The sequence below is a fragment of the Pseudomonas sp. BF-B-26 genome (genome assembly GCF_019956495.1).
Classification (GTDB): Bacteria; Pseudomonadota; Gammaproteobacteria; order Pseudomonadales; family Pseudomonadaceae; genus Aquipseudomonas.
The window spans coordinates 1-19,039 of record NZ_JAHBDP010000063.1; the positions used below are offsets into that span (position 1 = coordinate 1).

At 57.2% G+C, this 19,039-nt stretch carries 25 protein-coding genes and 2 tRNA genes; 12 read left to right on the forward strand and 15 right to left on the reverse strand.

Annotation, left to right across the window (positions count from 1 at the left end; all coding sequences use genetic code 11):
• Positions 1–223 precede the first annotated feature (223 nt).
• The 4 genes from KGB03_RS09865 (at position 224) to KGB03_RS09875 (ending at position 4,844) form a co-directional block, all read left to right on the forward strand.
• Positions 224–2,239 carry a ribonucleoside triphosphate reductase gene (locus tag KGB03_RS09865; RefSeq protein ID WP_134102506.1) on the forward strand — a complete coding sequence of 672 codons (2,016 nt, stop codon included), beginning with the start codon at positions 224–226 and terminating at the stop codon, positions 2,237–2,239.
• Positions 2,240–2,271: 32 nt separating this feature from the next.
• Positions 2,272–2,439: an anaerobic ribonucleoside-triphosphate reductase gene (gene nrdD, locus KGB03_RS31100; protein ID WP_008153595.1), complete on the forward strand. Its 168-nt coding sequence runs from the start codon at positions 2,272–2,274 to the stop codon at positions 2,437–2,439.
• Positions 2,436–3,131 (forward strand): anaerobic ribonucleoside-triphosphate reductase activating protein, encoded by a 696-nt coding sequence (locus tag KGB03_RS09870; protein ID WP_111450189.1) that lies wholly within the window; start codon positions 2,436–2,438, stop codon positions 3,129–3,131. The genes nrdD and KGB03_RS09870 overlap by 4 nt, the downstream gene beginning before the upstream one ends.
• Before the next feature lie 93 nt (positions 3,132–3,224).
• Positions 3,225–4,844 (forward strand): methyl-accepting chemotaxis protein, encoded by a 1,620-nt coding sequence (locus tag KGB03_RS09875; RefSeq protein WP_223526937.1) that lies wholly within the window; start codon positions 3,225–3,227, stop codon positions 4,842–4,844.
• A gap of 29 nt (positions 4,845–4,873) precedes the next feature.
• Here the strand turns inward: KGB03_RS09875 and KGB03_RS09880 are convergent, their stop codons facing one another.
• The 5 genes from KGB03_RS09880 to KGB03_RS09900 form a co-directional block, all read right to left on the reverse strand.
• Positions 4,874–6,253, reverse strand: coding sequence for a 4Fe-4S binding protein (locus KGB03_RS09880; RefSeq protein WP_223526938.1), 1,380 nt, complete (start codon positions 6,251–6,253; stop codon positions 4,874–4,876).
• On the reverse strand, positions 6,241–7,095 hold the full coding sequence (locus KGB03_RS09885; protein WP_223526939.1) for an FTR1 family protein: 855 nt from the start codon (positions 7,093–7,095) through the stop codon (positions 6,241–6,243). The genes KGB03_RS09880 and KGB03_RS09885 overlap by 13 nt, the downstream gene beginning before the upstream one ends.
• A 22-nt stretch (positions 7,096–7,117) precedes the next feature.
• Positions 7,118–7,450: a cupredoxin domain-containing protein gene (locus KGB03_RS09890; protein WP_218538923.1), complete on the reverse strand. Its 333-nt coding sequence runs from the start codon at positions 7,448–7,450 to the stop codon at positions 7,118–7,120.
• On the reverse strand, positions 7,451–7,981 hold the full coding sequence (locus KGB03_RS09895) for an iron transporter (protein WP_008153602.1): 531 nt from the start codon (positions 7,979–7,981) through the stop codon (positions 7,451–7,453).
• A gap of 93 nt (positions 7,982–8,074) precedes the next feature.
• Positions 8,075–8,422, reverse strand: coding sequence for a hypothetical protein (locus tag KGB03_RS09900; RefSeq protein ID WP_218538922.1), 348 nt, complete (start codon positions 8,420–8,422; stop codon positions 8,075–8,077).
• Between the two features lie 172 nt (positions 8,423–8,594).
• Between KGB03_RS09900 and KGB03_RS09905 the strand changes: the two genes are divergently transcribed.
• The 3 genes from KGB03_RS09905 (at position 8,595) to KGB03_RS09915 (ending at position 9,374) form a co-directional block, all read left to right on the forward strand.
• Positions 8,595–8,816 carry a DUF3079 domain-containing protein gene (locus KGB03_RS09905; RefSeq protein ID WP_140678200.1) on the forward strand — a complete coding sequence of 74 codons (222 nt, stop codon included), beginning with the start codon at positions 8,595–8,597 and terminating at the stop codon, positions 8,814–8,816.
• Positions 8,817–9,018: 202 nt separating this feature from the next.
• A tRNA-Cys gene (locus KGB03_RS09910) sits at positions 9,019–9,092 on the forward strand.
• Positions 9,093–9,287: 195 nt separating this feature from the next.
• A tRNA-Leu gene (locus KGB03_RS09915) sits at positions 9,288–9,374 on the forward strand.
• A gap of 82 nt (positions 9,375–9,456) precedes the next feature.
• On the opposite strand, the gene KGB03_RS09920 is transcribed toward KGB03_RS09915, so the two are convergent.
• The 3 genes from KGB03_RS09920 to KGB03_RS09930 are packed head-to-tail and all read right to left on the reverse strand — an operon-like array spanning position 9,457 to position 11,226.
• Entirely contained in the window at positions 9,457–10,488 is a 1,032-nt protein-coding gene (locus KGB03_RS09920) for a tyrosine-type recombinase/integrase (protein WP_223526940.1), read from the reverse strand.
• A 1-nt stretch (position 10,489) separates the two neighbouring features.
• Positions 10,490–10,696: a DUF4224 domain-containing protein gene (locus KGB03_RS09925; protein WP_223526941.1), complete on the reverse strand. Its 207-nt coding sequence runs from the start codon at positions 10,694–10,696 to the stop codon at positions 10,490–10,492.
• 35 nt (positions 10,697–10,731) lie between these two features.
• Positions 10,732–11,226: a hypothetical protein gene (locus tag KGB03_RS09930; protein WP_223526942.1), complete on the reverse strand. Its 495-nt coding sequence runs from the start codon at positions 11,224–11,226 to the stop codon at positions 10,732–10,734.
• Positions 11,227–11,385: 159 nt separating this feature from the next.
• Between KGB03_RS09930 and KGB03_RS09935 the strand changes: the two genes are divergently transcribed.
• Positions 11,386–11,655, forward strand: coding sequence for a hypothetical protein (locus KGB03_RS09935; RefSeq protein WP_223526943.1), 270 nt, complete (start codon positions 11,386–11,388; stop codon positions 11,653–11,655).
• On the opposite strand, the gene KGB03_RS09940 is transcribed toward KGB03_RS09935, so the two are convergent.
• The 4 genes from KGB03_RS09940 to KGB03_RS09955 all read right to left on the reverse strand — a co-directional run bounded on the left by KGB03_RS09940 (position 11,652) and on the right by KGB03_RS09955 (position 15,145).
• The gene (locus tag KGB03_RS09940; RefSeq protein ID WP_223526944.1) at positions 11,652–12,377 is read right to left on the reverse strand and encodes a hypothetical protein; all 726 of its coding nucleotides are present in this window, start codon (positions 12,375–12,377) and stop codon (positions 11,652–11,654) included. The genes KGB03_RS09935 and KGB03_RS09940 overlap by 4 nt on opposite strands.
• Positions 12,374–12,619 (reverse strand): hypothetical protein, encoded by a 246-nt coding sequence (locus KGB03_RS09945; RefSeq protein WP_223526945.1) that lies wholly within the window; start codon positions 12,617–12,619, stop codon positions 12,374–12,376. The genes KGB03_RS09940 and KGB03_RS09945 overlap by 4 nt, the downstream gene beginning before the upstream one ends.
• 49 nt (positions 12,620–12,668) lie before the next feature.
• Positions 12,669–13,313 carry a hypothetical protein gene (locus KGB03_RS09950; protein WP_223526946.1) on the reverse strand — a complete coding sequence of 215 codons (645 nt, stop codon included), beginning with the start codon at positions 13,311–13,313 and terminating at the stop codon, positions 12,669–12,671.
• Positions 13,314–14,221: 908 nt separating this feature from the next.
• The gene (locus KGB03_RS09955) at positions 14,222–15,145 is read right to left on the reverse strand and encodes a DNA cytosine methyltransferase (protein ID WP_223526947.1); all 924 of its coding nucleotides are present in this window, start codon (positions 15,143–15,145) and stop codon (positions 14,222–14,224) included.
• Between the two features lie 89 nt (positions 15,146–15,234).
• On the opposite strand from KGB03_RS09955, the gene KGB03_RS09960 reads away from it, so the two are divergent.
• On the forward strand, positions 15,235–15,468 hold the full coding sequence (locus KGB03_RS09960) for a hypothetical protein (protein ID WP_223526948.1): 234 nt from the start codon (positions 15,235–15,237) through the stop codon (positions 15,466–15,468).
• A gap of 15 nt (positions 15,469–15,483) precedes the next feature.
• Here KGB03_RS09960 and KGB03_RS09965 read toward each other — a convergent pair whose 3' ends face one another.
• On the reverse strand, positions 15,484–16,353 hold the full coding sequence (locus KGB03_RS09965) for a hypothetical protein (protein ID WP_223526949.1): 870 nt from the start codon (positions 16,351–16,353) through the stop codon (positions 15,484–15,486).
• A gap of 92 nt (positions 16,354–16,445) precedes the next feature.
• Between KGB03_RS09965 and KGB03_RS09970 the strand changes: the two genes are divergently transcribed.
• Positions 16,446–16,826 carry a hypothetical protein gene (locus KGB03_RS09970; RefSeq protein ID WP_223526950.1) on the forward strand — a complete coding sequence of 127 codons (381 nt, stop codon included), beginning with the start codon at positions 16,446–16,448 and terminating at the stop codon, positions 16,824–16,826.
• A gap of 11 nt (positions 16,827–16,837) precedes the next feature.
• On the opposite strand, the gene KGB03_RS09975 is transcribed toward KGB03_RS09970, so the two are convergent.
• Positions 16,838–17,434 (reverse strand): hypothetical protein, encoded by a 597-nt coding sequence (locus tag KGB03_RS09975; protein WP_223526951.1) that lies wholly within the window; start codon positions 17,432–17,434, stop codon positions 16,838–16,840.
• 98 nt (positions 17,435–17,532) lie between these two features.
• Here KGB03_RS09975 and KGB03_RS09980 point away from each other — a divergent pair, with 98 nt between their 5' ends.
• Both KGB03_RS09980 and KGB03_RS09985 read left to right on the forward strand, forming a co-directional pair.
• Positions 17,533–17,946, forward strand: coding sequence for a hypothetical protein (locus KGB03_RS09980; protein WP_223526952.1), 414 nt, complete (start codon positions 17,533–17,535; stop codon positions 17,944–17,946).
• A 238-nt stretch (positions 17,947–18,184) separates the two neighbouring features.
• A complete protein-coding gene (locus KGB03_RS09985) occupies positions 18,185–18,652 on the forward strand; it encodes a hypothetical protein (protein WP_223526953.1) in 468 nt (155 codons plus the stop codon).
• Here KGB03_RS09985 and KGB03_RS09990 read toward each other — a convergent pair.
• Positions 18,649–18,978 carry a hypothetical protein gene (locus tag KGB03_RS09990; protein ID WP_223526954.1) on the reverse strand — a complete coding sequence of 110 codons (330 nt, stop codon included), beginning with the start codon at positions 18,976–18,978 and terminating at the stop codon, positions 18,649–18,651. The genes KGB03_RS09985 and KGB03_RS09990 overlap by 4 nt on opposite strands.
• Between the last annotated feature and the right edge of the window lie 61 nt (positions 18,979–19,039).

Sequence of the window (19,039 nt, forward strand, 5' to 3'; positions counted from 1 at the left end):
AGATGTGTATGTATAAGAGACAGGTCGACATCAATGTTGACTGACACTCCGCCTTCGCGAGCAAGCCCGCTCCCACATTAGATCCCCCGCCGCATTCGGGCAGTTTTTTTTTGCCGGCAAATCTTGATATCGATCAATTGCAGATCAGCACTTTGTCCGTAGCCTTCACTGCATGTTGTGGTTTTAAGCTTATTCAAGTCTATATGTAGTGTCTGGAGGCCAAATGCAGAGCACGCTGATCGCAGTAGGATGTAACCGCTTGCACAAACGCGATGGCAGTCAGGTCGCCTTCGATGCCGACAAGATCCGTCAGGCATTGATCGCCGCCGGCAAGGCGACGGGGGAGTACGGCGAGGTTGAGGTTGAAGGCTTGCTCAACGCGGTATTGGCCAGGCTCGAAGGATTGCCAAGGCTGCATGTCGAGCAAATCCAGGACCGTGTTGAGCGGGTGTTGATGGACGCCGGTTTTTTCCTCGCCATGCGCGCCTACATCGTCTACCGCGAACAGCACGGGCGCTTGCGCCGCGACCGCCGAACCATGGTCGAAGTGGCGACATCAATGAACGAATACCTGGACCGTGAAGACTGGCGGGTCCAGGCCAACGCCAATCAGGGTTATTCCCTGGGCGGCCTGGTGTTGAACGTGTCGGGCAAAGTCACCGCCAATTACTGGCTGGACGAGGTGTACAGCGAGGCCATCGGCCAGGCTCACCGCGAGGCGGATTTGCATGTACATGACCTCGACATGCTCGCCGGTTACTGCGCGGGCTGGTCCCTGCGCACCCTGTTGCACGAAGGGCTCAACGGAGTGCCGGGGCGTGTCGAAGCCGGTCCGCCGAAGCACTTGAGCAGTGCCCTGGGGCAGATGGTGAATTTCCTCGGCACCCTGCAAAACGAATGGGCCGGCGCCCAGGCGTTCAGCTCGTTCGACACCTACCTGGCGCCCTATGTGCGCAAGGATCAGCTGAGTTTTCAGGAGGTGCGCCAGGCGATCCAGGAGTTCATCTACAACCTCAACGTCCCCTCGCGCTGGGGCACCCAGACGCCGTTCACCAACCTGACCTTCGACTGGGTCTGCCCGCAGGATTTGCGGGAGCAGATACCCGTCATCGGCGGTGAGGAAATGCCGTTTGCCTATGGCGACCTGCAAGTTGAAATGGAGCTGCTCAACCGCGCCTACATCGAGGTGATGCAGGCCGGCGATGCGAAAGGGCGGGTGTTCACCTTTCCGATCCCCACCTACAACATCACCCACGACTTTCCGTGGGACAGTGAAAACGCCGATCGCCTGTTCGAGATGACTGCGCGGTACGGCCTGCCGTATTTCCAGAACTTCCTCAATTCGGACCTGCAACCCAATCAGGTGCGCTCGATGTGCTGCCGTTTGCAGCTGGATGTGCGCGAGTTGCTCAAACGTGGCGGCGGCTTGTTCGGCTCGGCGGAACAGACCGGATCGCTCGGCGTCGTCACTATTAACTGCGCGCGGCTGGGCTATGTGTTCAAGGGGGATACCAGCGGTTTGCTGCAGCGCCTGGACACGTTGATGGAACTGGCGATGGAAAGCCTGGAGGTCAAGCGCAAGGTGATCCAGCACCACATGGATGCCGGTTTGTACCCGTACACCAAGCGCTACCTCGGAACCCTGCGTAACCATTTCTCGACCATCGGCCTCAACGGCATGCATGAAATGCTGCGCAATTTCACCGGCGACGAGGAGGGCATGCACACCGAGCACGGCCGGCAGTTTGCCTTGAAGATGCTTGATCATGTGCGTGCCACATTGCTGCGATTCCAGGAAGAAACCGGCCACATGTACAACCTGGAAGCGACGCCCGCCGAGGGCACGACCTACCGCTTCGCCAAGGAAGACCTCAAGCGCTACCCCGACATCCTCCAGGCTGGCAGCGCGCAAGCGCCGTATTACACCAACTCCTCGCAACTGCCGGTGGGCTACACCGAAGACCCCTTCGAGGCCCTGGAACTTCAAGACGAGCTGCAATGCAAATACACCGGCGGCACGGTCTTGCACCTGTACATGGCCGAGCGGATTTCCTCGACCGAGGCCTGCAAGCAACTGGTGCGCAAAGCCCTTGGCCGCTTCCGCCTGCCGTACCTGACCGTGACCCCGACGTTCTCCATTTGCCCGGTGCACGGCTATCTGGATGGCGAGCATGAGTTCTGCCCCAAGTGCGACGAGGTCCTGCTGCTGCAAGAGCAGAAGCTCGGCACCGTTCATTGATTTCGATCCACTCAACTGCAAGGAGCTTCACCATGACTGCATCGCAAACATTGCCCCAGGCTCAACGTCAACGCTGCGAAGTCTGGACCCGGGTAATGGGCTATCACCGCCCTGTGTCGGCGTTCAATCCGGGCAAACAGTCGGAGCACCGCGAGCGCGTGCACTTCACTGAAGGCGCGGCACTGGCCGGGCGCCAATGAGTCGAACGCTTCGGGTCGGGGGCATGGTGCCCCTGACCACTATCGACTATCCGGGACAGCTCGCCTGCGTGCTGTTTTGCCAGGGTTGCGCCTGGCGTTGTCGGTACTGCCATAACCCGCAGTTGATCCCGCCTCGTGGCACAGACGAGGTGGATTGGCGGCGGGTGTTGGCGTTTCTGCAACGGCGCCAGGACCTGCTCGATGCGGTGGTGTTCAGCGGTGGTGAGCCGACCTTGCAGGACGGTTTACTCGCCGCCATGGATGAGGTGCGGGCGATGGGATTTCGCATCGGTTTGCACAGCGCCGGGATCAAGCCTGCTGCATTTGCCAAGGCGCTGACCGGGGCCGATTGGGTCGGTTTCGATGTCAAGGCGTTGCCCGAGGATTGCCAGGCGATCACTCGGGTCGAAGGCAGCGGAACCGCCAACTGGCGCAGTCTTGAGCATCTGCTGGCCAGCGGTGTCGACTACGAATGTCGCACCACCGTGCATTGGCATCTGTTCGAGCCGGCGCGACTGCTGATCCTCGCCAAGCGCTTGAGCGAACTCGGCGTCAAGCGCTTCGCCGTGCAGCTGGTTCGCACCGAGCGGATGTTCGATCCGCTGCTGCCGAGTGTTTCGGCACAGGCCTTGCTTCCTGACTTATGGGAAGCCATGCGCGAGTTGTTTCCAGCCTTCGTGTTACGGGGGTAACCAAGGCTGAGGTTTAACGTTTAGCAGGGACATCCACCATTAGGTTTTCAAATGCGCTGCCAATCGGCAGGTATCAAACGGGGAGCATTTGATATGGCCAAATTAACCACAGCACAACGTATCGTCATCGGCTTTGCAATCGCGCCGCTGGCATTGATGGGCATGGCGTTTTACGCGTTGCACGATCTGGCAACGCTCAAGGAGCAGGCGGTAGTAATCGTCAAGCAGGACTGGCCGAAGATCGATCCGATCATGGTCATTGCCACCGGTGTGCGCGATAACGCCAGGAACACCCGGGATTTACTGATCGATAAAGACAATCAGCAAGTGCAGCAGTCAATCGACGCCACCAAGAAACGGATCACCCAGGCACTGGAAACACTTGAGCCGTTGTTCTATTTGCCAGAGGGCAAAAGCGCTTATGCCGCGTTGAAAAAGAATCGCGAAGCCTACGTTGCCGCGTTCACTCAAGTGCAGGTGTTGATCCGGCAAGGGGCCTTCGATGACGCCATGGCACAGCTGAAGCAAAAGGTTGTGCCGGCCGAACGCGAGGTTTATGGCAGCCTGGATCAGTTGATGGCGCTGCAAGGCAAAATATTCGCCGACCGGGAGCAGTCGGCGCAGGCACTGTACAGCGATGCCCGGCGCAATATGCTCGGGTTGTTTTTGTTCTGTGTGGCGCTGGTCATTGCCGCCGCCGTGATCGTCACGCGCAGTGTGACCCGGCCATTGGGCGGCGAGCCGGACGATGCCGCACGGTTTTTGAGTCAGATCGCTCAGGGCGACCTGACGATTCAGGTGCCCGTGAGCTCAAGTGCCGGTGGCAGCGTGATGATGAACATGCACCAGATGCAGCAAAGTCTGAATGCCATGGTCAAGCACATCGCGACTTCGGTGGACCAGGTCGCCAGTTCCTCCGAAGAGCTGAGTGCGGTCAGCAGCCAGACCAGCAGCAACCTGCAATTGCAGGGGCTGGAGATCGAGCAGGCAGCCACCGCAGTGAACCAGATGACAGCTGCGGTCGATGAAGTGGCGCGCAATGCGGTCAGCACCTCCGAGGCCTCGCGGCAGTCCGAGCAAACCGCACAGCGCGGGCGTGAACAGGTTCAGGAAACCGTGGTTTCAATCGGCGCACTGGCCGATGGCGTCATCGACACCTCACAGCGCATCGAGCAACTGGCGGGCCGGGTGCAGGACATCAGCAAGGTGCTGGAGGTGATTCGCAGCATCGCCGAGCAGACCAATTTGCTGGCCCTCAACGCGGCCATTGAAGCGGCCCGTGCCGGAGATGCCGGACGCGGTTTTGCCGTGGTCGCCGATGAAGTGCGCGCCCTGGCCCATCGCACGCAAGAGTCCACCCAGGAAATCGAGCAGATGATTGGCAACATTCGTCTTGATACCGGCCATGCAGTGACGGCCATGCAAAGCAGCAGCAACCTGGTTCGAGCCACCCTGGAAGTGGCGCAACGCTCGGGGGATGCATTGGACGAAATCACTCGGTCGATCTCGCAGATCAACGAGCGCAACATGATGATTGCCAGTGCCACGGAAGAGCAGGCATTGGTGGCGCGGGAGGTGGATCGCAATCTGATGGGCATTCGCAACTTGTCCGAGCAGGTCTTGCTGGGTGCCCAACATACTCACACTGCGGGCCACGATTTGGCGCAGATGGCCGGGGTGCTGCACCAGACAGTGGCGCGTTTTAAGGTCTAGTTGATCCGGTGGGTGGTTGTGTCGGGGGCTCAGTTCCAGCCCCAGAATAGCAACCACCAGCCGAACCCCACCAAGCCGATGGCGAGTAACAGGCAAGTGCTGCCAGCGCAGCGGCGAACCCGGGAAATGCCTTCGCGATCCAGCCGTTTCCATCCCAGCAACAGGCTCCAGCCCATCGCGGCCAGTAACAAACAGGCCCTGGCCGGTTGTACCCACTCCAGCAACAGCCCTTCATAGCGCAGCAATTTCACCGTTGTGGCCGACAACCCGAGAAACAATCCCGCACCACCCAAGGGCGTGAGTGTCAGCGCCAGGGGCCAATACAGTGCAGGATCTTGCGCCAGTCGAGCCGTCAGTCGCAGAAGAATCATCAGCGCCGTGCCTAACACCATCGAACTCAAACCCAGATAAACGACGATGCTGAAACCGTCGAGCCAGCTGAAGCTGTCGTTGAGCTGCGGGTAATGGGTGAGCAGCCACCAGGGTGCGTTGTCCTGCAGGGCCCAGAGTTGGTCGTGCTCGATTAGCCATTGGGCGAGGGTTTGTTTGAGGGCGACGAACCATGGGCTGACCGTCCACTGAAACGCGCCCATGGCCAGGCCGATCACGCCGAACAGCAATAAGCGCGCGTCCCACGGTGACAGCGTCTGCGCCGTTGCGTGAAGAACCTCTTGGTTGCTGGAGCGAGCGATCAGCTGAACAGCGCCGCGTTGTCCGCTGCAGCGTCCGCAGGCATGACAGTCACTCGCGCCTTGCATGCGACGGATATCGAGCAAGGGTGCGCAGTTGGGCGGCAGCAGGCGCGGTGCGGCGTTGTCCATCCAGCGTTGTTCGTCGACTTGAAAATGCACGGGAGCCAGGCGAGCGAGCAGGGCGAAGACGCCGCTGACCGGGCACAGGTAACGGCACCAGACGCGTTTGCCCCGGGCGAACATCAACCCGACGACGACCGCGGCGACGGTCGAGCCACCCAGAATCAACAACGCCGCCTGGGCGTAGTCGTAGACGCTGATCAACTGGCCGTAGAGGGTCGTCAGGCAGAACGCCAGGGTTGGCCAGCCGCCCCAGCGCAACCAGCGCGGCACACCCAAACCTTTGCCGTAATGGCTGGCCCATTCGCTGAGTGAGCCTTCCGGACAGAGAACGCCACACCAGAGTCGTCCGAACAGCACAATCGACAGCAGCACGAACGGCCACCAGATCCCCCAAAACAAAAACTGCGCGAACAGGGTCAGGTTATCGAGCATCCGTACCTGGCTGTCCGGCAGCGGCAACACCGCCGGTACCACCAACAGCAACGCGTAGAACAGTACAACGGCCCATTGCACGGCACGAATGACACGTGCATGGCGACGCATGCCGTCGCCCAGGCGTTGGAGTAAACGATTGTGGCGACTCAGCTCAGGCATGGGACTTTTTCCGCAGCGCGTTGACGCAGCCAACCGCCGACGGCCAGCCAATAACCGGCTAGCACCAGTAACGTCATGCCGCTGGGCGTCGCGCGATAACCGGCAAAACCGGCAAGGAAACCACCCAATCCATGGCTGTCGCTGAGTAATGCGCTGCTGTCCCAAAGCGCATCGCCAACGAGGCTGTACATCACTTCCGGCAAATCCATGGCAAGTAATTGACCGCCGATTCGCTCGGTGCCGCTGACTAGCAATGCCGCGCCGAGCACCAGCAAAACAGCTTCGCTGATAGCAAAGAATCGCTGCCACGAAATGAACCGGCGACTGCTGTTCAGCAGGGCAATGGTCAGCGCAGACAGCACCAGCCCCATTGCGCCGCCGGTGGCAAACAAACCGAGCTGCGGACCCCGTAACTGAGCGCCAGCGCCATAGAGAAAGACCACCGTTTCACTGCCTTCGCGGCTGACGGCGAGCATGGCCAGGAGTAACAGACCTGCGCCACCTTGCCGGGCCAGGTGGCTATCGGCGTGTCGTTGCAAATCGTGCTTGAGCGTGCGCCCGTGGTGGTGCATCCAGCCGACCATTTGCACGATCAGCAGGCTCGCCACCAGCGCGAGTGCGGCCTGGAACCATTCACTGGCTGAGCCGCTCATGGCCTCACCGGCAAACAGAATCAACACCGCCAGCAGGCCCGAGAGCATCAGCCCCAGCACGACGCCTGCCCACAAGTACTTCGCCAGTCGATCTCCCTGAGGCTGCCGGTTGACCCAGGCCTGGAGAATGCCGATCACCAGCAGCGCCTCAACGCTTTCGCGCCAGACAATGAACATTGATTGATTCATGAAAACTCCGTGTTTGAACGGGTTATTTCGCGAGGATGCCGCCCTCGGGCAGTTGCGGATTGAACTCGTCGAAGAAGGGGTAGTGGCCGGGCCTGAGGGGGTGAATGACCACGAAGGTTGTCACGCCCGGCGACAGTACTTTTTCAACCCGCAATGGCGTGCTCTCGAATTCGGCTGGGCCTTGACCGATATTTTTCAGGATGACCTTGAAGCGCTGACCGGCCGGAACCTCCAGCAAGGCAGGGGAGAAGTGGCCATCGCGCAGGCTCAGCTCATAGCTGGGTAACTCGGCATAAGCCGTCAACGGCGCAACTGCTCCGGCAAGCAACAGCCAGGCAATCTGCAGGCGCTTCATTCAATAGCCGCCTTTTTTACCGATACCGGCGTAGATGAACTCGTAATGCAATTCGCAGCGTTCAAACCAGGGGGCTACGCCGGTTTCCTTATCGGTATGGCGACCAAGGGAACCATGACCGCCGGGCGGCAGGACGGTAAAGGTCAGCTGATATTTGCCGGGACCGAGCAGCTTTACATTGTCGCCATAGTGCGGGCCGTCATTGGCGACCATGGCGTGGAAATCACCTTTGAGTTCGTTCTCGTTGCCCTGTTTTTTCAGGTTGAACGAGACATTGAGGTAAGGCACGAAACTGCCTTCCTGAAAGCCCTGTCGATTGTCCGCCGTGGCACGAATGTCGGCTTCCAGATGCACATCGGAATCCGCGGTGGCCCGCATCATTCCGGCAGGTGCCATCTCAATCGGCTGCAAATACACCGCCCCGACTTCCAGCCCCGGACACAGTTGGGGTTCCCCGATTGGGTATTCCTTGGCCTGAGCCAACGGTGTGAGCAAGAGCAGGGCGAGTGACAGCGAAAAGGTCGTACGCATGATGTCTTCCTGGGCACTAACGAGTAAGAACCCGAGTGTAGGAAGCTTTCCTGCGAATAATAATGATTGTTATCAAGTTTTCAGCGATTAAGCCTATGACTGGGAGCGCTTTCGAAATCGCTCGGCGCGGTCGACGCAATCGTTCATCTGCGCAGCCGCGTGAATCGTCAAAGGATGCTGGGTGAAACCGGGCCGGGGTGAAATGTAGTCGGCCATTTCGCGGGCGATGGCTAACTGTTGATCCGAACCTTGCGTCAGTAACGCGATGACCAGGTTTTCCAGGGCAATCACCCGGACACGAAGGTGGACCAGTTCTGCATTGGTCAATTCGGGGGGAGAGGAAAATGCTTCTGCATCGAGTGATTTTTCCGCGACTTCATCATCCCAGGTCGACAATCGAACAGGGCTCTGTTCTCCGGCAGGTGTTTTTTTACCAGGCATAAGAAGCATCTCCAGGTGTTTTTATGTGGCTGCCCAAGGGCCGGAAAAGCGCTATGACGTAACCGATTTCCCGGCAGAGCAAAGCTTAGCCGTACCTTGATCCGTATCAAGGTCACCTTTGCGCGAGGGATGTAGGTTGGAGGCACATCCTAGCGACAAACCGGGGATCGACATGGCCAAGAATTTTCCCATCAGCCCCAAGCATCCCGAGCGCATTTGCTGGGGCTGCGACAGATACTGTCCAGCCAACTCCCTGGCGTGCGGCAATGGCTCCGACAGGACAATGCATCCAGCCGAAATGATCGGAGACGATTGGTATCTGCATGGCGACTGGGGTATTGATCCGTTGATCGCGGTAAAAGACGTGACGGACGATCCCGGCCTAAAGGGCTGAGCACCCCTTTAAACATAGAAACCACCTGACGGAATTTTTTTTGAAATCAAGGGGTTGCCAGCCTCGGGAAATCAGTACATAATTCACGCCATCGAAAGCACTGACCGCTGAAAAAGCTCAATGTTTTCAAGGAGTTAGATCACGAATCTTGCTCCAAGTTTGTACGCGTTTGGTGTTGTGCTACATGACATCAGATGTTTGAGGCCGAGTAGCAAAATGGTTATGCAGTGGATTGCAAATCCACCTACGCCGGTTCGATTCCGACCTCGGCCTCCACTTTAAACGAGCTCCGTAGATCTATGATTTACGGAGCTTTTTTATTTGCACTGTCCTGCAAGATTTAGTCTTGAAAAGGCCAGTCGCAAACTTGCTTCACCGGAGCGGGATGTATATATTTCCCCCTCTGCTGCACAGGCGTCAGAACTGCCAGATCGTTATTTGACGGTCTTCAGACTGCTTCACCGCGCTACCGCCCGAATGGCGAAACTGGTAGACGCATGGGACTTAAAATCCCCCGCTCGTAAGGGCGTGCCGGTTCGATTCCGGCTTCGGGCACCATCTAAAATCAAGGGTTTGCGGGCGAAAGCTGATGCAAACCCTTGTTTGTTTCTGGTCCGCTATTTTAGAGTTGGTCCGCAATTCACTTAGTTGGTGAGACTTTCTTGCCCTTGCGGTTGCGGATGTACTGCTCCGTCATAACAACGGTGGTATGCCCAAGTTGATCCTTGGCCTGCATGATGTCGCCACTGGATTCTGCTTTGTCCGTACCGGCCTTTGCGCGCAAATCACGCAATTGGAACTCCGGCTTGGATACTCCCGCGGCCTCCCTGGCCATGTCAAAACGCCTGCGCAACATCGCCACCGTCATCGGTGCGCCATCTTCTGACACGATCAGCCGCGTCGAGCGGACCTTGTGCCCGGACTTTCGGGACATGATTCGATCAATTAAAACCTTGAGTTCACCGGTAACCTCGATTCGCCGCTTGGCCTTTGTTTTTCCCTGAAGCACCCAAATTTGGCCGTCGCGGACATCCCGCTCGTCCATCAGTCGAGTGTCGGTCACTCGCTGTCCGGTCAAATAGGCAAGGTCCATGGCGTCTTGAAGGCCGATATCGGCTTTGTCGTGAACGCGCTTGAACAGTTCATCCTCGACGTATGTGTCCCGCCCGGTCTCTTTATTGCCCTTGATTCCAGCGCAGGGGTTGGCCAGAGACGTGTAGCCCTTGTCCCTGGCGTAGTTCCAAATTGCGCTGAGCAGTGCCTTTTCACGATTCGCCCTGACCGGAGCCGCCTTCCGCCAGGTGAGGTACTGCCTTACATGAAGCGGCTCGATCGTTTCCAGTGGCGCCGGCGGATCATCGAAGAACGCAATCAGGTTCTTCATTTCCCGTTTGTTGTCTAACTGGGTGGCTTTGCCTTTGGTGGGGACGATGTCGACCATGTACTTTTCGGCGACGTAACGGAAGGTGATCACCTTGGCGACCAAGTCGGTCGCGGTCCGATCACGCTCAAACTTTGCGTACTCCATGATCGCCAAGCCATAGTCGCTGCCCAGCGGAATCTCTTTGCGGTCCTTTCCGCCAGTGTCGTAGTAGTAGAAAACCCGGCCGCTGGCTTTCTTGCGCTCTCGCAGCCGGGCTATAGAACCGGGTTTACTTGGTCGTCTTCCCATTTCAGCTTGCCTTGCGTGATTTCCATGCGGGTTTTTCTGGCTCGAACATGCCGACGGCGGTTACGGCCATCACAGTCACGCTTGGCCAACCATTCATCTTGATGGTGTGCCTGACTCCGTTCCTCTTGAGGTTCAGGATCTGTCCTGCTTTGGTGCGCGCGCCGGTCAGCTCGCAAACCTCTTCATGCGATAAAAATTGAATGCTCATGAGCTGTCCATGCCGCGCGTGGCGGCAGAAGGTGGTTATTGGTTGGCTTTGGCCAGGACGGCGTCTGTGATCTTCATCGCGGCCTGGGCATCGTTCACATAGGCTGGGTCGAACCCGCCGCACAGGTGGATGGTTGCTTGGCAAGCGCGAAGGTTCTCGCGGGTGAGCTTCAGCGCCGCGACCAACTCTTCAGTCAGCGCACGCTCTTCACGGCCTACGTCCCAGAAGCGCTGGCCCCAGTGACCAACCGGCGGCGGGTTACGGTTCTGCGCGCCGAAGGCCATCGCCCCAACAATCGAATCGCAGAGGTCGCGCTTGTAGGCGTTGTCGCCGTCAATGCTCAGGCCGCGTCGGCGCAACGTGGAAAGCACCTCGTTGAGGTCCAACCCCTTATCCTGCAGGACGATGTCGAGTTTTGGCTTTTCGGGGGTGTAGATGGCCAGGCAGATTTTGGCGCCGGGCGGCAGGCTGGTGCTGATCTGCTCCAGTGCATGGCTGGCTGTTTCGTGGAAGCGGTTTAATGCGGACATAGGGAATCCTCGCCCGCTGTTCACCGGCAGGCTGTGAGTTGTCAATTATGGGTTTGCAGCTGGATGATTTTTGCGGGGACGCAGACGCTGCATTTTCTAGATGCCTGAGGCGTGAAGTTTCTCCGAGCTAAGATAGGAGTTCTAACTTTTGAGGTGTTTATGAAACAACTGCTTACGCTCGCATCACTGATCACTGGAATGCTGTCCGCGTTCTTTTGGGTTATGTCCGCTTTCGCCAAAGTCCAAGCTCCCGAGGAGAGGAGGTCGGCTGGCAACATGACGTATCGAGATGGTTCGATCATCTTCGGCGGAAACGACTTGGCGGCGACGCTGAAGCGGCAGTCGCTTTGGAATAGCTGGGCTGCCGGCGCGGCAGCGGCAACCGCGATGCTTCAGGTAGCAGCAACTGCGGTGCCAGATGGCATCTAAAGAGCCATTTCTACTTGGCTTTCACGCTGCCAGATCGGAGCACTATTGTGTGCTTCGATCCGGTCGGCAATGACGTTGGCGCGCTGGCCTGCGGTGGGCGGTGCGTACATTCCGAACCGGCTGATGCTGCCGCCGTTCACTGCGGCGTTCGTGGAGTCAGCGGAGGCGAAGGGGAGGTGCTGGAAGATCGCGGGGTCGAGCATGCGCAATCCGTGGAGCCGGCATGCTGGGCGACCCTGGTCGTCGCAGATTGCGTCCATTGCTGAACTGATCCGTTTCCACCAAGCTGGTGTGCCCGGGCTTGCCCACTGACCGGAACTGCCGATGGCCACCGTTGGCCAGGTGACAGCCAGGCGTGCGAGTCGCTCAAGTGATTCATGCAGATGCCAGACCGGTACACCGCGCAATTCAATCGGCCAGGCTGCCAGAAGCGCATCGTTCGCTGCCTCATCACCATCAATCACGTCAGGGATCAGCGCCCAGTCGAAGCCCGGGTGCCGGTACCACTGCTCTACCCAGCGTGTGTACCCGTCAACATCCAGCGTGCCGCCTTTCTTCCAGACTGAAAACGCACCGTTGTCGAAGACGAACGATTGGCAAACATCGGCGACGATGCCCATGTCGTCCTGGCGCGGGAACGGCACCAGCGCATGCCGGCCGGCGAGGAATCGGGCTCCGTCCTGCCGAGTTCCGCCGATTGGCGTGCCGTGATAAGCGATCATCCGCTGAGCCTCACTGTTTCGATCTCGACGCCCTGGTGCGTCGCAATGATTGTTTGATCGCCGCCGATGTCCTCGGCCAGGCGGTCGGCGATCTGTTCGTGCCAGCCTTTCTGGATCACAGCCGTCGCGGCCTTGATGCGCTCGACGCGGATCATCATCGTCGACCGAACTTCCAGTTGGTAAATGATCAGTTCGCCGTCGGATGGGCAGACGGCCGCGAAGGTGTGTCGGTAGATATTCATCACCGCGGCCCCTTGTAGCAGTACACGTAGGTGAACCAGGCGAGGGCGATCATGGCGTCACCTGCTTGAACTCGACGACCCAGACCCAAGGGTTTGCGTCCCAGTTGCCGCCGGTGGATTCCCACAACTCCCGCCATGCCGCCGGATACCAGTCGCGGTAGTTCGGCGAAACGTCATCACTGGCGAGTTCTGGCGGGCACTCAAGCCCTTCTGCGCGGATATCGCTGCGGCTGATGTCCTGCAACCGCTCGACACGGACGGCGGTGATTTCAAGCAGGATGCGGCAGGCGACTCGGGGCATGTGGATCGAAGGGCAGGATCGGCGTGAATACCACCACTCCAAATTGGAGGGGGCGCCGTCGGCGGTATAAGTCGCGGTCGAGATGCTGCCGCGGCAATCCTCGGCGGTTGTCTCACGCACCCAAAGTCGTTCACCGGGTTTGCCGTAGGGGCAGAGCGCGAACTCGGCCAGCTCCTTGGCGCACTCCGCCTCCGTCGACCCAAAAACACAGAACCCGTAGCGTGGGTCGCGCTGGGCGATTGCACTCCAGCGATGTCTGCCTTCTTCAGCGGGATCCTCCGTCGGAATCTGCCCACCTTTCACCGGCCGCCGCGTGACCGTCTTCCGGCCTTCCAGGATGGCGCGCACCATCGGGGCCGAGAACAAGATTGGCCGTTCCTTGATTTCAGGCATGACTGTTCCTTTGCCGCTATAGCGGCTGACTTTGAATAGATGACGAGTGGGGCTGGTGAGACGTTTTGCTTCTGGTCGGATCTCTAATCTAGGAAGCAGCAAATTATGGAGTTGCCTCTTTAGGGGGATTACGGTGCCCCAAAATAGCTTTCGGCTAGAGGCAGCAATTGGACAAAATGGTGGTATTGACTAGCATTGTTAGGACTTCTACAGAATTGGGTGTGTTGATCTCGATCTGTAGGGGGGGGCATGTTTTTTATGGGTGGTTTTCGCGCTCGATACGAAAGATCCCCGGTAAAATAAAGGCCTTAAAGAGTGTTGTTAAATGTTGTGTTGTGGGTGCCTAGTCTTGTGCTGGGCTTGGAGATGAGGTATGAAACTTCGTTTATTAAGGGTTGTGTTTTTCGCGTTTTATTTCTATGCGGTATTGTTTGTGCTTTTTGAGTCTTTATTGATATTTACAGACGCGGATGAACGAGGCTTTTATGATCGCGTAAACGCTGCAATGCCAGTAGGAACTTATAGAACCCAAAATCCGGAGGTGGATGAAGTATATGGCATAATTCTTAGGAGCTACGCTAAGGGTGAGTCGCCGAGATTTGTGCTTTTGAATGTGAGGCTTCTTGAAGTGCTGTACTATATGTTGATTCCATTTTCCTTGATAATAATGTTGCAGTATATATTGGTTGGAAGGTTTAATATGTTTTATTCGCTAAGGCGTAATAATAAGGTTTAAGGTTTTGTATGGTTTGATACACTATTTTTAAACTCACGATACACAGTGAGAATGCCGAGCCACTATGTGAAGCGGCCGTCGCTAACTGAGTGGCGATGGGTAGTAATTGAGTGAAAGCCTGGGAAGTTCAGATCGGTATGCCGGGTCATTGGCCCGCTGAGGTAGATGCGCTTCATGCGGCCTCCAGCATTGCTTCGATAATTCGTTGTCCAGCCAGCGGCGGTACCGCGTTGCCGGCCATGTGCATGGTTTGTCGATGATTGTCCGGACGCTTCGTGTCGACCGGGAACGACATGGCGGCAAGAGCCTCATTCGCCGAGAGCATTCGCATCTCATCGCCGCGCACCAGAGCCCACCGGTCAAGCGTGGTGATGGTCCCGATCGGGCGCTCCAAACTGCGGCCAGTCAGGCCCGAGCCGGATCCGTAGTAGGGCATGATGAATCGATCACCGAAGCGTTCGCGGCCATTCTTCACGCGGAGCAGAGTCGACTCGGCTCGGCCAGGCTTCACTACTTGGCTCCACTTGCCAGCGTCGAAGTCGATGAAGGATGAGGCCGGGACATGCCTGCGCTGGTGCAACTGCAGGTTGAGCGGTGCCTTGCTTCGGGTGCAAACCAGAAACAGGCGCACCCTGTGCTGGGGCACCCCGAGATCTGCGCAATCAACGACATGCGGCGCGATCATGTAGCCGAGTGCCGACATCGCCTGCGACCAAGCGGGGTACAAAGCCCAGTCCGTGAACTCTTCGACATTCTCGACGAGCACCACTTCCGGTCGGTGGAACTCGGCAGCCGACACGACAGCCCATGCTGTGGACCGTGACGCATCATGCTGCGCGTTTCCGGACTGCTTGCCGCGGGCTTTCGAATGTCCCTGGCAGCACGGCGAGGCCAGCATGATGTCGTGGGCTGGAACCTTCGACCAATCCGCCTGGTGCAGGTCTTGGCAGATGTGAATCGCGTCCGGATGGTTGGCGCTGTGCCACTCGACCGCAACGGGCCAGTGGTTAGCGGCCCAAAGAATTTCTACTCCGGCGCTGCGGGCACCGGTCGACCATCCGCCGAGACCGGCGAACAAATCGATTGCTGTAGGCATGGGGCGTCCTATGCCGGGTCATGCCCGGGCGGTGGAAGGTGGTGAGGGATCGGCTACAGTTGAATGGTCATTCACAAGGAGGATGCAAAATGACCTGCTTAATTTGCGGCGCGGATGCTGAAACTGTTCAGCCTATTGGCGACTTTCATGAAAGAAACTGTGCGGATGGTTGTGGTCGTTATCGAGTGGCTGACACTCTGTTTGTGACCATGAATAACAAAGGCCAGAAGTTCGATGTGCAGAAAACACGGCAGTGGCTGGCTGTGAACCGAGTTGCCGATCCAGTTCCAAAAATCACGACATCAACAGCTATCTACGCCTGAATATGCGGCGGCTGTTCAATCGCCGCAGAAACAGTCGATGTCTTCGGCGAGATAATCGAAATCGAAGTCGGTCTGCCGGGATCGTTGCTCGGCGGACCAGCCCATCGTGTTGTAGTCAGCTCGATCCTGCCTGAATACTTGGCCGAATCGCTCTTCAGTGCCTGACCACCAGATAACCCGCGACGGGTCTTCCATGATGGTCTTGATCAGCTTTCCTTCGTTCTTCTTCCAGCACAGGTCGCAGTTCCCGAAATCAGAATCCATGCCGAGGTCGAAGGGCTGGGCTGACCAAAACGCGGCCACGTCTTCCTTCGTGATACCGGCCGTGTAAGACGGGCAAAGGTTGTCCCAGCGGGTGCCGCCTCGATCATTGGCGGCCATCATGCGGTGATAACGCTTCGGCTCGTCGTAGCGGATCCCGACGACGCTATCCCACTCGGTGTATCCCAGTGCGCGCATGTGCTTCTCGCCAATCTTCACCTTCAGGTAAGCGGTGCACATGTTGTTCGAGAAGTTTGGCAACACCGGCGCCAGGTTCTTTTCTGCTTTTCGATACGCGGCGTAATACTCGAGCATCATTGTGAACGGCTCGCCGTTGCGGCTAGCGGTTTCGAAGTCGACTAGGCGATACCAGGGAGCGTCATCCGGCTGGCCGTACACACGACACCACTCCATCCAGACAACCACGATGTTCCAGCGCTTCGCCATCTGATCGACGAACACCAATGTTTCCTCCCGCTCCTTGCCGGTGTTCTGGAAGAACAAGTGCACGTCCGGCGGCAAAGTACCGCCATGCGCTTCGAGGATTTTGTAGACCATGTGCCCGCTCGTGCGGCCACCACTGATGCCGATCTGGGCCGGGCCCGTGATCAGGTAGGGATTCATAACTGCTCCAGACAGCCGATTGCCTCGCCGGCTGGCGTGATTCGTTGAAGTGGGGTATTTGTTCTGCTCAATCAGAGCGAATGCGGGGCTGCATGGAAAAGGTCGAGTTGTGCCCTTACGAGAAGGCAGTGCTCCGCTCAAGGACGCCCTTCATCATTTATGCGTCGCTGGCAATCGCCGCGCCAATTGCCGCAATTGCGATTTGTTACGGACTTGATAAGCCAAGTATGTGGATAGCCAGAAGCGGGGCGATCATGTCCGGGCTATCGTTTTTGGCTGGCTTGAAAGCAAGAGATATGGCCGATGTCTTCAATGACGAATCTTTCGCTGGGAACTCATTCGGCATAGCGAGGAACAAGTACGGATCTCAGATTTCGCGTTTCGTGAAGCTCTCAACCGCACTGGTGATTATCGGAACCGCTGTTTGGGGTTTTGGTGATGAGCTGCCAATCGGATTTAGCTCGGCGCAATAGGTGAGGGTGAGTTAGCCGGTAATGCGTTCGCCAATCACCTTGGTCGTGAACGTCACTGAATACTCGGTGGTCAATTCGAATTGGCCGCCGCATGTATCGCACTCCATGTTCTTGTCGCCATAGTCCTCCGACTCAATGTGGATGACTGTGGCGCAGTGCGGGCACTTACACTCGTCTTGGCAGCGATAATCCCACTCGTCGTATTCGCCCTCGGCGACCTTTGCCAGCGCCGCGGCTTTGGCCTGGGCATCTTCCGCATCTTGGCAGGGTTTGCAGGTCCAGCCATCAGGGTGCCCCCATGGCGTTTCTGTCAGCTTTGACCGGTGAATGCTGCACAGCCGGCAAACGTCGTGCTTATCGCAAACGCTGTAGCTCCATTGTTCGCCTGTGCCGTTGCACTTCGCGCAGCCAGAAACCCAGTACCAGGCGCCGTCGATACGCTCGGCGTACAGACCTACCTCGGGTGGGGCCAGGCGCACTTCGGGACGCCCGTTGTGATGTGGCTTGCCGTGCAACGCGTGATTCCAGATGTTGGTGCTGCCAGAGCGCAGGCGCTCCGTCCATTCGCCGGAGATTTCCGGAATCAGGATCTTCGTGTTCTTGTCCACGGTGTATCTCCAGTCAGGCGCCTGCCTCGTCAGCTGGCGTGAAGTGTGTTTGTGGGCTATTGCTTAGTGGCCCTATTTTTGAGCCAAGGAGATGCAAGATGCCTGTCGAGCGATTGTTATCGGGACTTAACCTCCCAGCCGTAAGCGCTGAAAGGAAAGCAATTTGGAATATGAGTATCGATAATCCGGAGGAGACTAGATATAGAAAAACTAGTGATCTTATTGATTTGCTGGAAGAGTTGTGTGATTACGTAAATGACAATTCGTTAAAAGTTTCAACTGATCCCGATGGAGCCAAGGAAGCATTTAAACTTTTTTATCGGGTTAGTTTTAGCTCTGATTATCATAAAGCGGGCGCTGTCACGGCCGAGAAGCTATATCTCGAGGCTGCTAGCAAAGGCTATCCATTGATGATTAATAGTGTTCGCGAAAAATTACATGTAGTTATCGGAGAGTATGTGTCTCTGACATATTCGTCTCTTTTGACATTGACTGGGACGTTGCTTCCATGAAATTACGTTTCGTTGTGCCTGACGCCTAGGCATTAGAAGCAAAGTTATTCGGAAATGCACATTACCGACTAGATGGATATGCGCTGCCACTTGTCAAGGTATGGGGCGATTTCGTTGCAGTAAGAGGAGATAGCTGAATCTCCAATGCAGGCGCCGCCCTCCGTGACCGGTGGTGGCAATTTGGTTTGGGTTGGGGTATTTGTGTTCGGCCCGGCATGGAGCCGGTAAGGAGCGAAAGATGTCAGCTACAGCGGAAATGCTTTTCAACCTTCAAAAGTTTCAACTGCTTACCCTTTTTACAAGCGAATCTGCGACCAAGAACATCACGCCGGCGTATGCATACGCTTGGGATAACGGCGTTTATCCCTACGGTAATGATTCCGCTCCGTGGCATGAGCCGTACAAGGAATATTTCCCCGTCGGTGAAGAGCAAATCGCTGAGCTGGCAAAACTTCTCGACGACAAGTGGCTGAAGAAAGAAAAGATTTCCTTTTATCAGCTTGAGGATCACTACGGCATTCATGGAACAGGTCATCCTGGTGCAGAGTGGGACCGAGGCTCTCTGATCAGCGCGTGCCATTATTTCTATCTGCTGGACTGGTTTGATGATGAATTCTGGAAGGGGCTTGTCGGCCATTCCGATTGTCCGTCTGAGTCTCACTCTATACGGCGCGAGTTCAAACCAGAGGATGTGTACTTTCTTTAAGCCTGCGGCGTAACTACTTCGTCGCCCGGCTCGCGCCTAAGCTCAGCCAGGCTTTCATTCCGAAACATCCGCGCCACGTTTTCACTAATCTGCACTTTGTGGCGCGGACTTTCCATTGCTTGAAATGAAAGGGTTGGTCCGAGCGCATGAGCGTTCAGAATTAGGTTCTGTACCGCCTCGTTGATTTCCGTGATGCCGTTCCAGGCCATCAGTTCATCAAGCTTCTGCCGGGTGCCGAGCCTGACCCGATGTCGCAGTTCCTTCTCGTCGAACTCGATCCGCTTCTCGGCGGCCTTCGCCGATCGCTCTTGTCCACTCTTGGCCATGGCCAACCTCTTCTATGCCGCTGGCCGGCATCGCCAGCCAGGTTTGTCGTTTGCGTTGCTG

Coding starts and splice junctions, on each gene's coding strand:
- KGB03_RS09935 (WP_223526943.1), top strand. CDS start 11,386: ATGAAACAACTGCTTACGCTCGCATCACTGATCACTGGAATGCTGTCC.
- KGB03_RS09880 (WP_223526938.1), bottom strand. CDS start 6,253: ATGCCTGAGCTGAGTCGCCACAATCGTTTACTCCAACGCCTGGGCGAC.
- KGB03_RS09960 (WP_223526948.1), top strand. CDS start 15,235: ATGACCTGCTTAATTTGCGGCGCGGATGCTGAAACTGTTCAGCCTATT.
- KGB03_RS09940 (WP_223526944.1), bottom strand. CDS start 12,377: ATGATCGCTTATCACGGCACGCCAATCGGCGGAACTCGGCAGGACGGA.
- KGB03_RS09930 (WP_223526942.1), bottom strand. CDS start 11,226: ATGTCCGCATTAAACCGCTTCCACGAAACAGCCAGCCATGCACTGGAG.
- KGB03_RS09895 (WP_008153602.1), bottom strand. CDS start 7,981: ATGCGTACGACCTTTTCGCTGTCACTCGCCCTGCTCTTGCTCACACCG.
- KGB03_RS09885 (WP_223526939.1), bottom strand. CDS start 7,095: ATGAATCAATCAATGTTCATTGTCTGGCGCGAAAGCGTTGAGGCGCTG.
- KGB03_RS09985 (WP_223526953.1), top strand. CDS start 18,185: ATGTCAGCTACAGCGGAAATGCTTTTCAACCTTCAAAAGTTTCAACTG.
- KGB03_RS09920 (WP_223526940.1), bottom strand. CDS start 10,488: ATGGGAAGACGACCAAGTAAACCCGGTTCTATAGCCCGGCTGCGAGAG.
- nrdD (WP_008153595.1), top strand. CDS start 2,272: ATGACTGCATCGCAAACATTGCCCCAGGCTCAACGTCAACGCTGCGAA.
- KGB03_RS09925 (WP_223526941.1), bottom strand. CDS start 10,696: ATGAGCATTCAATTTTTATCGCATGAAGAGGTTTGCGAGCTGACCGGC.
- KGB03_RS09875 (WP_223526937.1), top strand. CDS start 3,225: ATGGCCAAATTAACCACAGCACAACGTATCGTCATCGGCTTTGCAATC.
- KGB03_RS09890 (WP_218538923.1), bottom strand. CDS start 7,450: ATGAAGCGCCTGCAGATTGCCTGGCTGTTGCTTGCCGGAGCAGTTGCG.
- KGB03_RS09970 (WP_223526950.1), top strand. CDS start 16,446: ATGGAAAAGGTCGAGTTGTGCCCTTACGAGAAGGCAGTGCTCCGCTCA.
- KGB03_RS09950 (WP_223526946.1), bottom strand. CDS start 13,313: ATGCCTGAAATCAAGGAACGGCCAATCTTGTTCTCGGCCCCGATGGTG.
- KGB03_RS09990 (WP_223526954.1), bottom strand. CDS start 18,978: ATGGCCAAGAGTGGACAAGAGCGATCGGCGAAGGCCGCCGAGAAGCGG.
- KGB03_RS09870 (WP_111450189.1), top strand. CDS start 2,436: ATGAGTCGAACGCTTCGGGTCGGGGGCATGGTGCCCCTGACCACTATC.
- KGB03_RS09945 (WP_223526945.1), bottom strand. CDS start 12,619: ATGAATATCTACCGACACACCTTCGCGGCCGTCTGCCCATCCGACGGC.
- KGB03_RS09905 (WP_140678200.1), top strand. CDS start 8,595: ATGGCCAAGAATTTTCCCATCAGCCCCAAGCATCCCGAGCGCATTTGC.
- KGB03_RS09865 (WP_134102506.1), top strand. CDS start 224: ATGCAGAGCACGCTGATCGCAGTAGGATGTAACCGCTTGCACAAACGC.
- KGB03_RS09900 (WP_218538922.1), bottom strand. CDS start 8,422: ATGCCTGGTAAAAAAACACCTGCCGGAGAACAGAGCCCTGTTCGATTG.
- KGB03_RS09965 (WP_223526949.1), bottom strand. CDS start 16,353: ATGAATCCCTACCTGATCACGGGCCCGGCCCAGATCGGCATCAGTGGT.
- KGB03_RS09980 (WP_223526952.1), top strand. CDS start 17,533: ATGCCTGTCGAGCGATTGTTATCGGGACTTAACCTCCCAGCCGTAAGC.
- KGB03_RS09955 (WP_223526947.1), bottom strand. CDS start 15,145: ATGCCTACAGCAATCGATTTGTTCGCCGGTCTCGGCGGATGGTCGACC.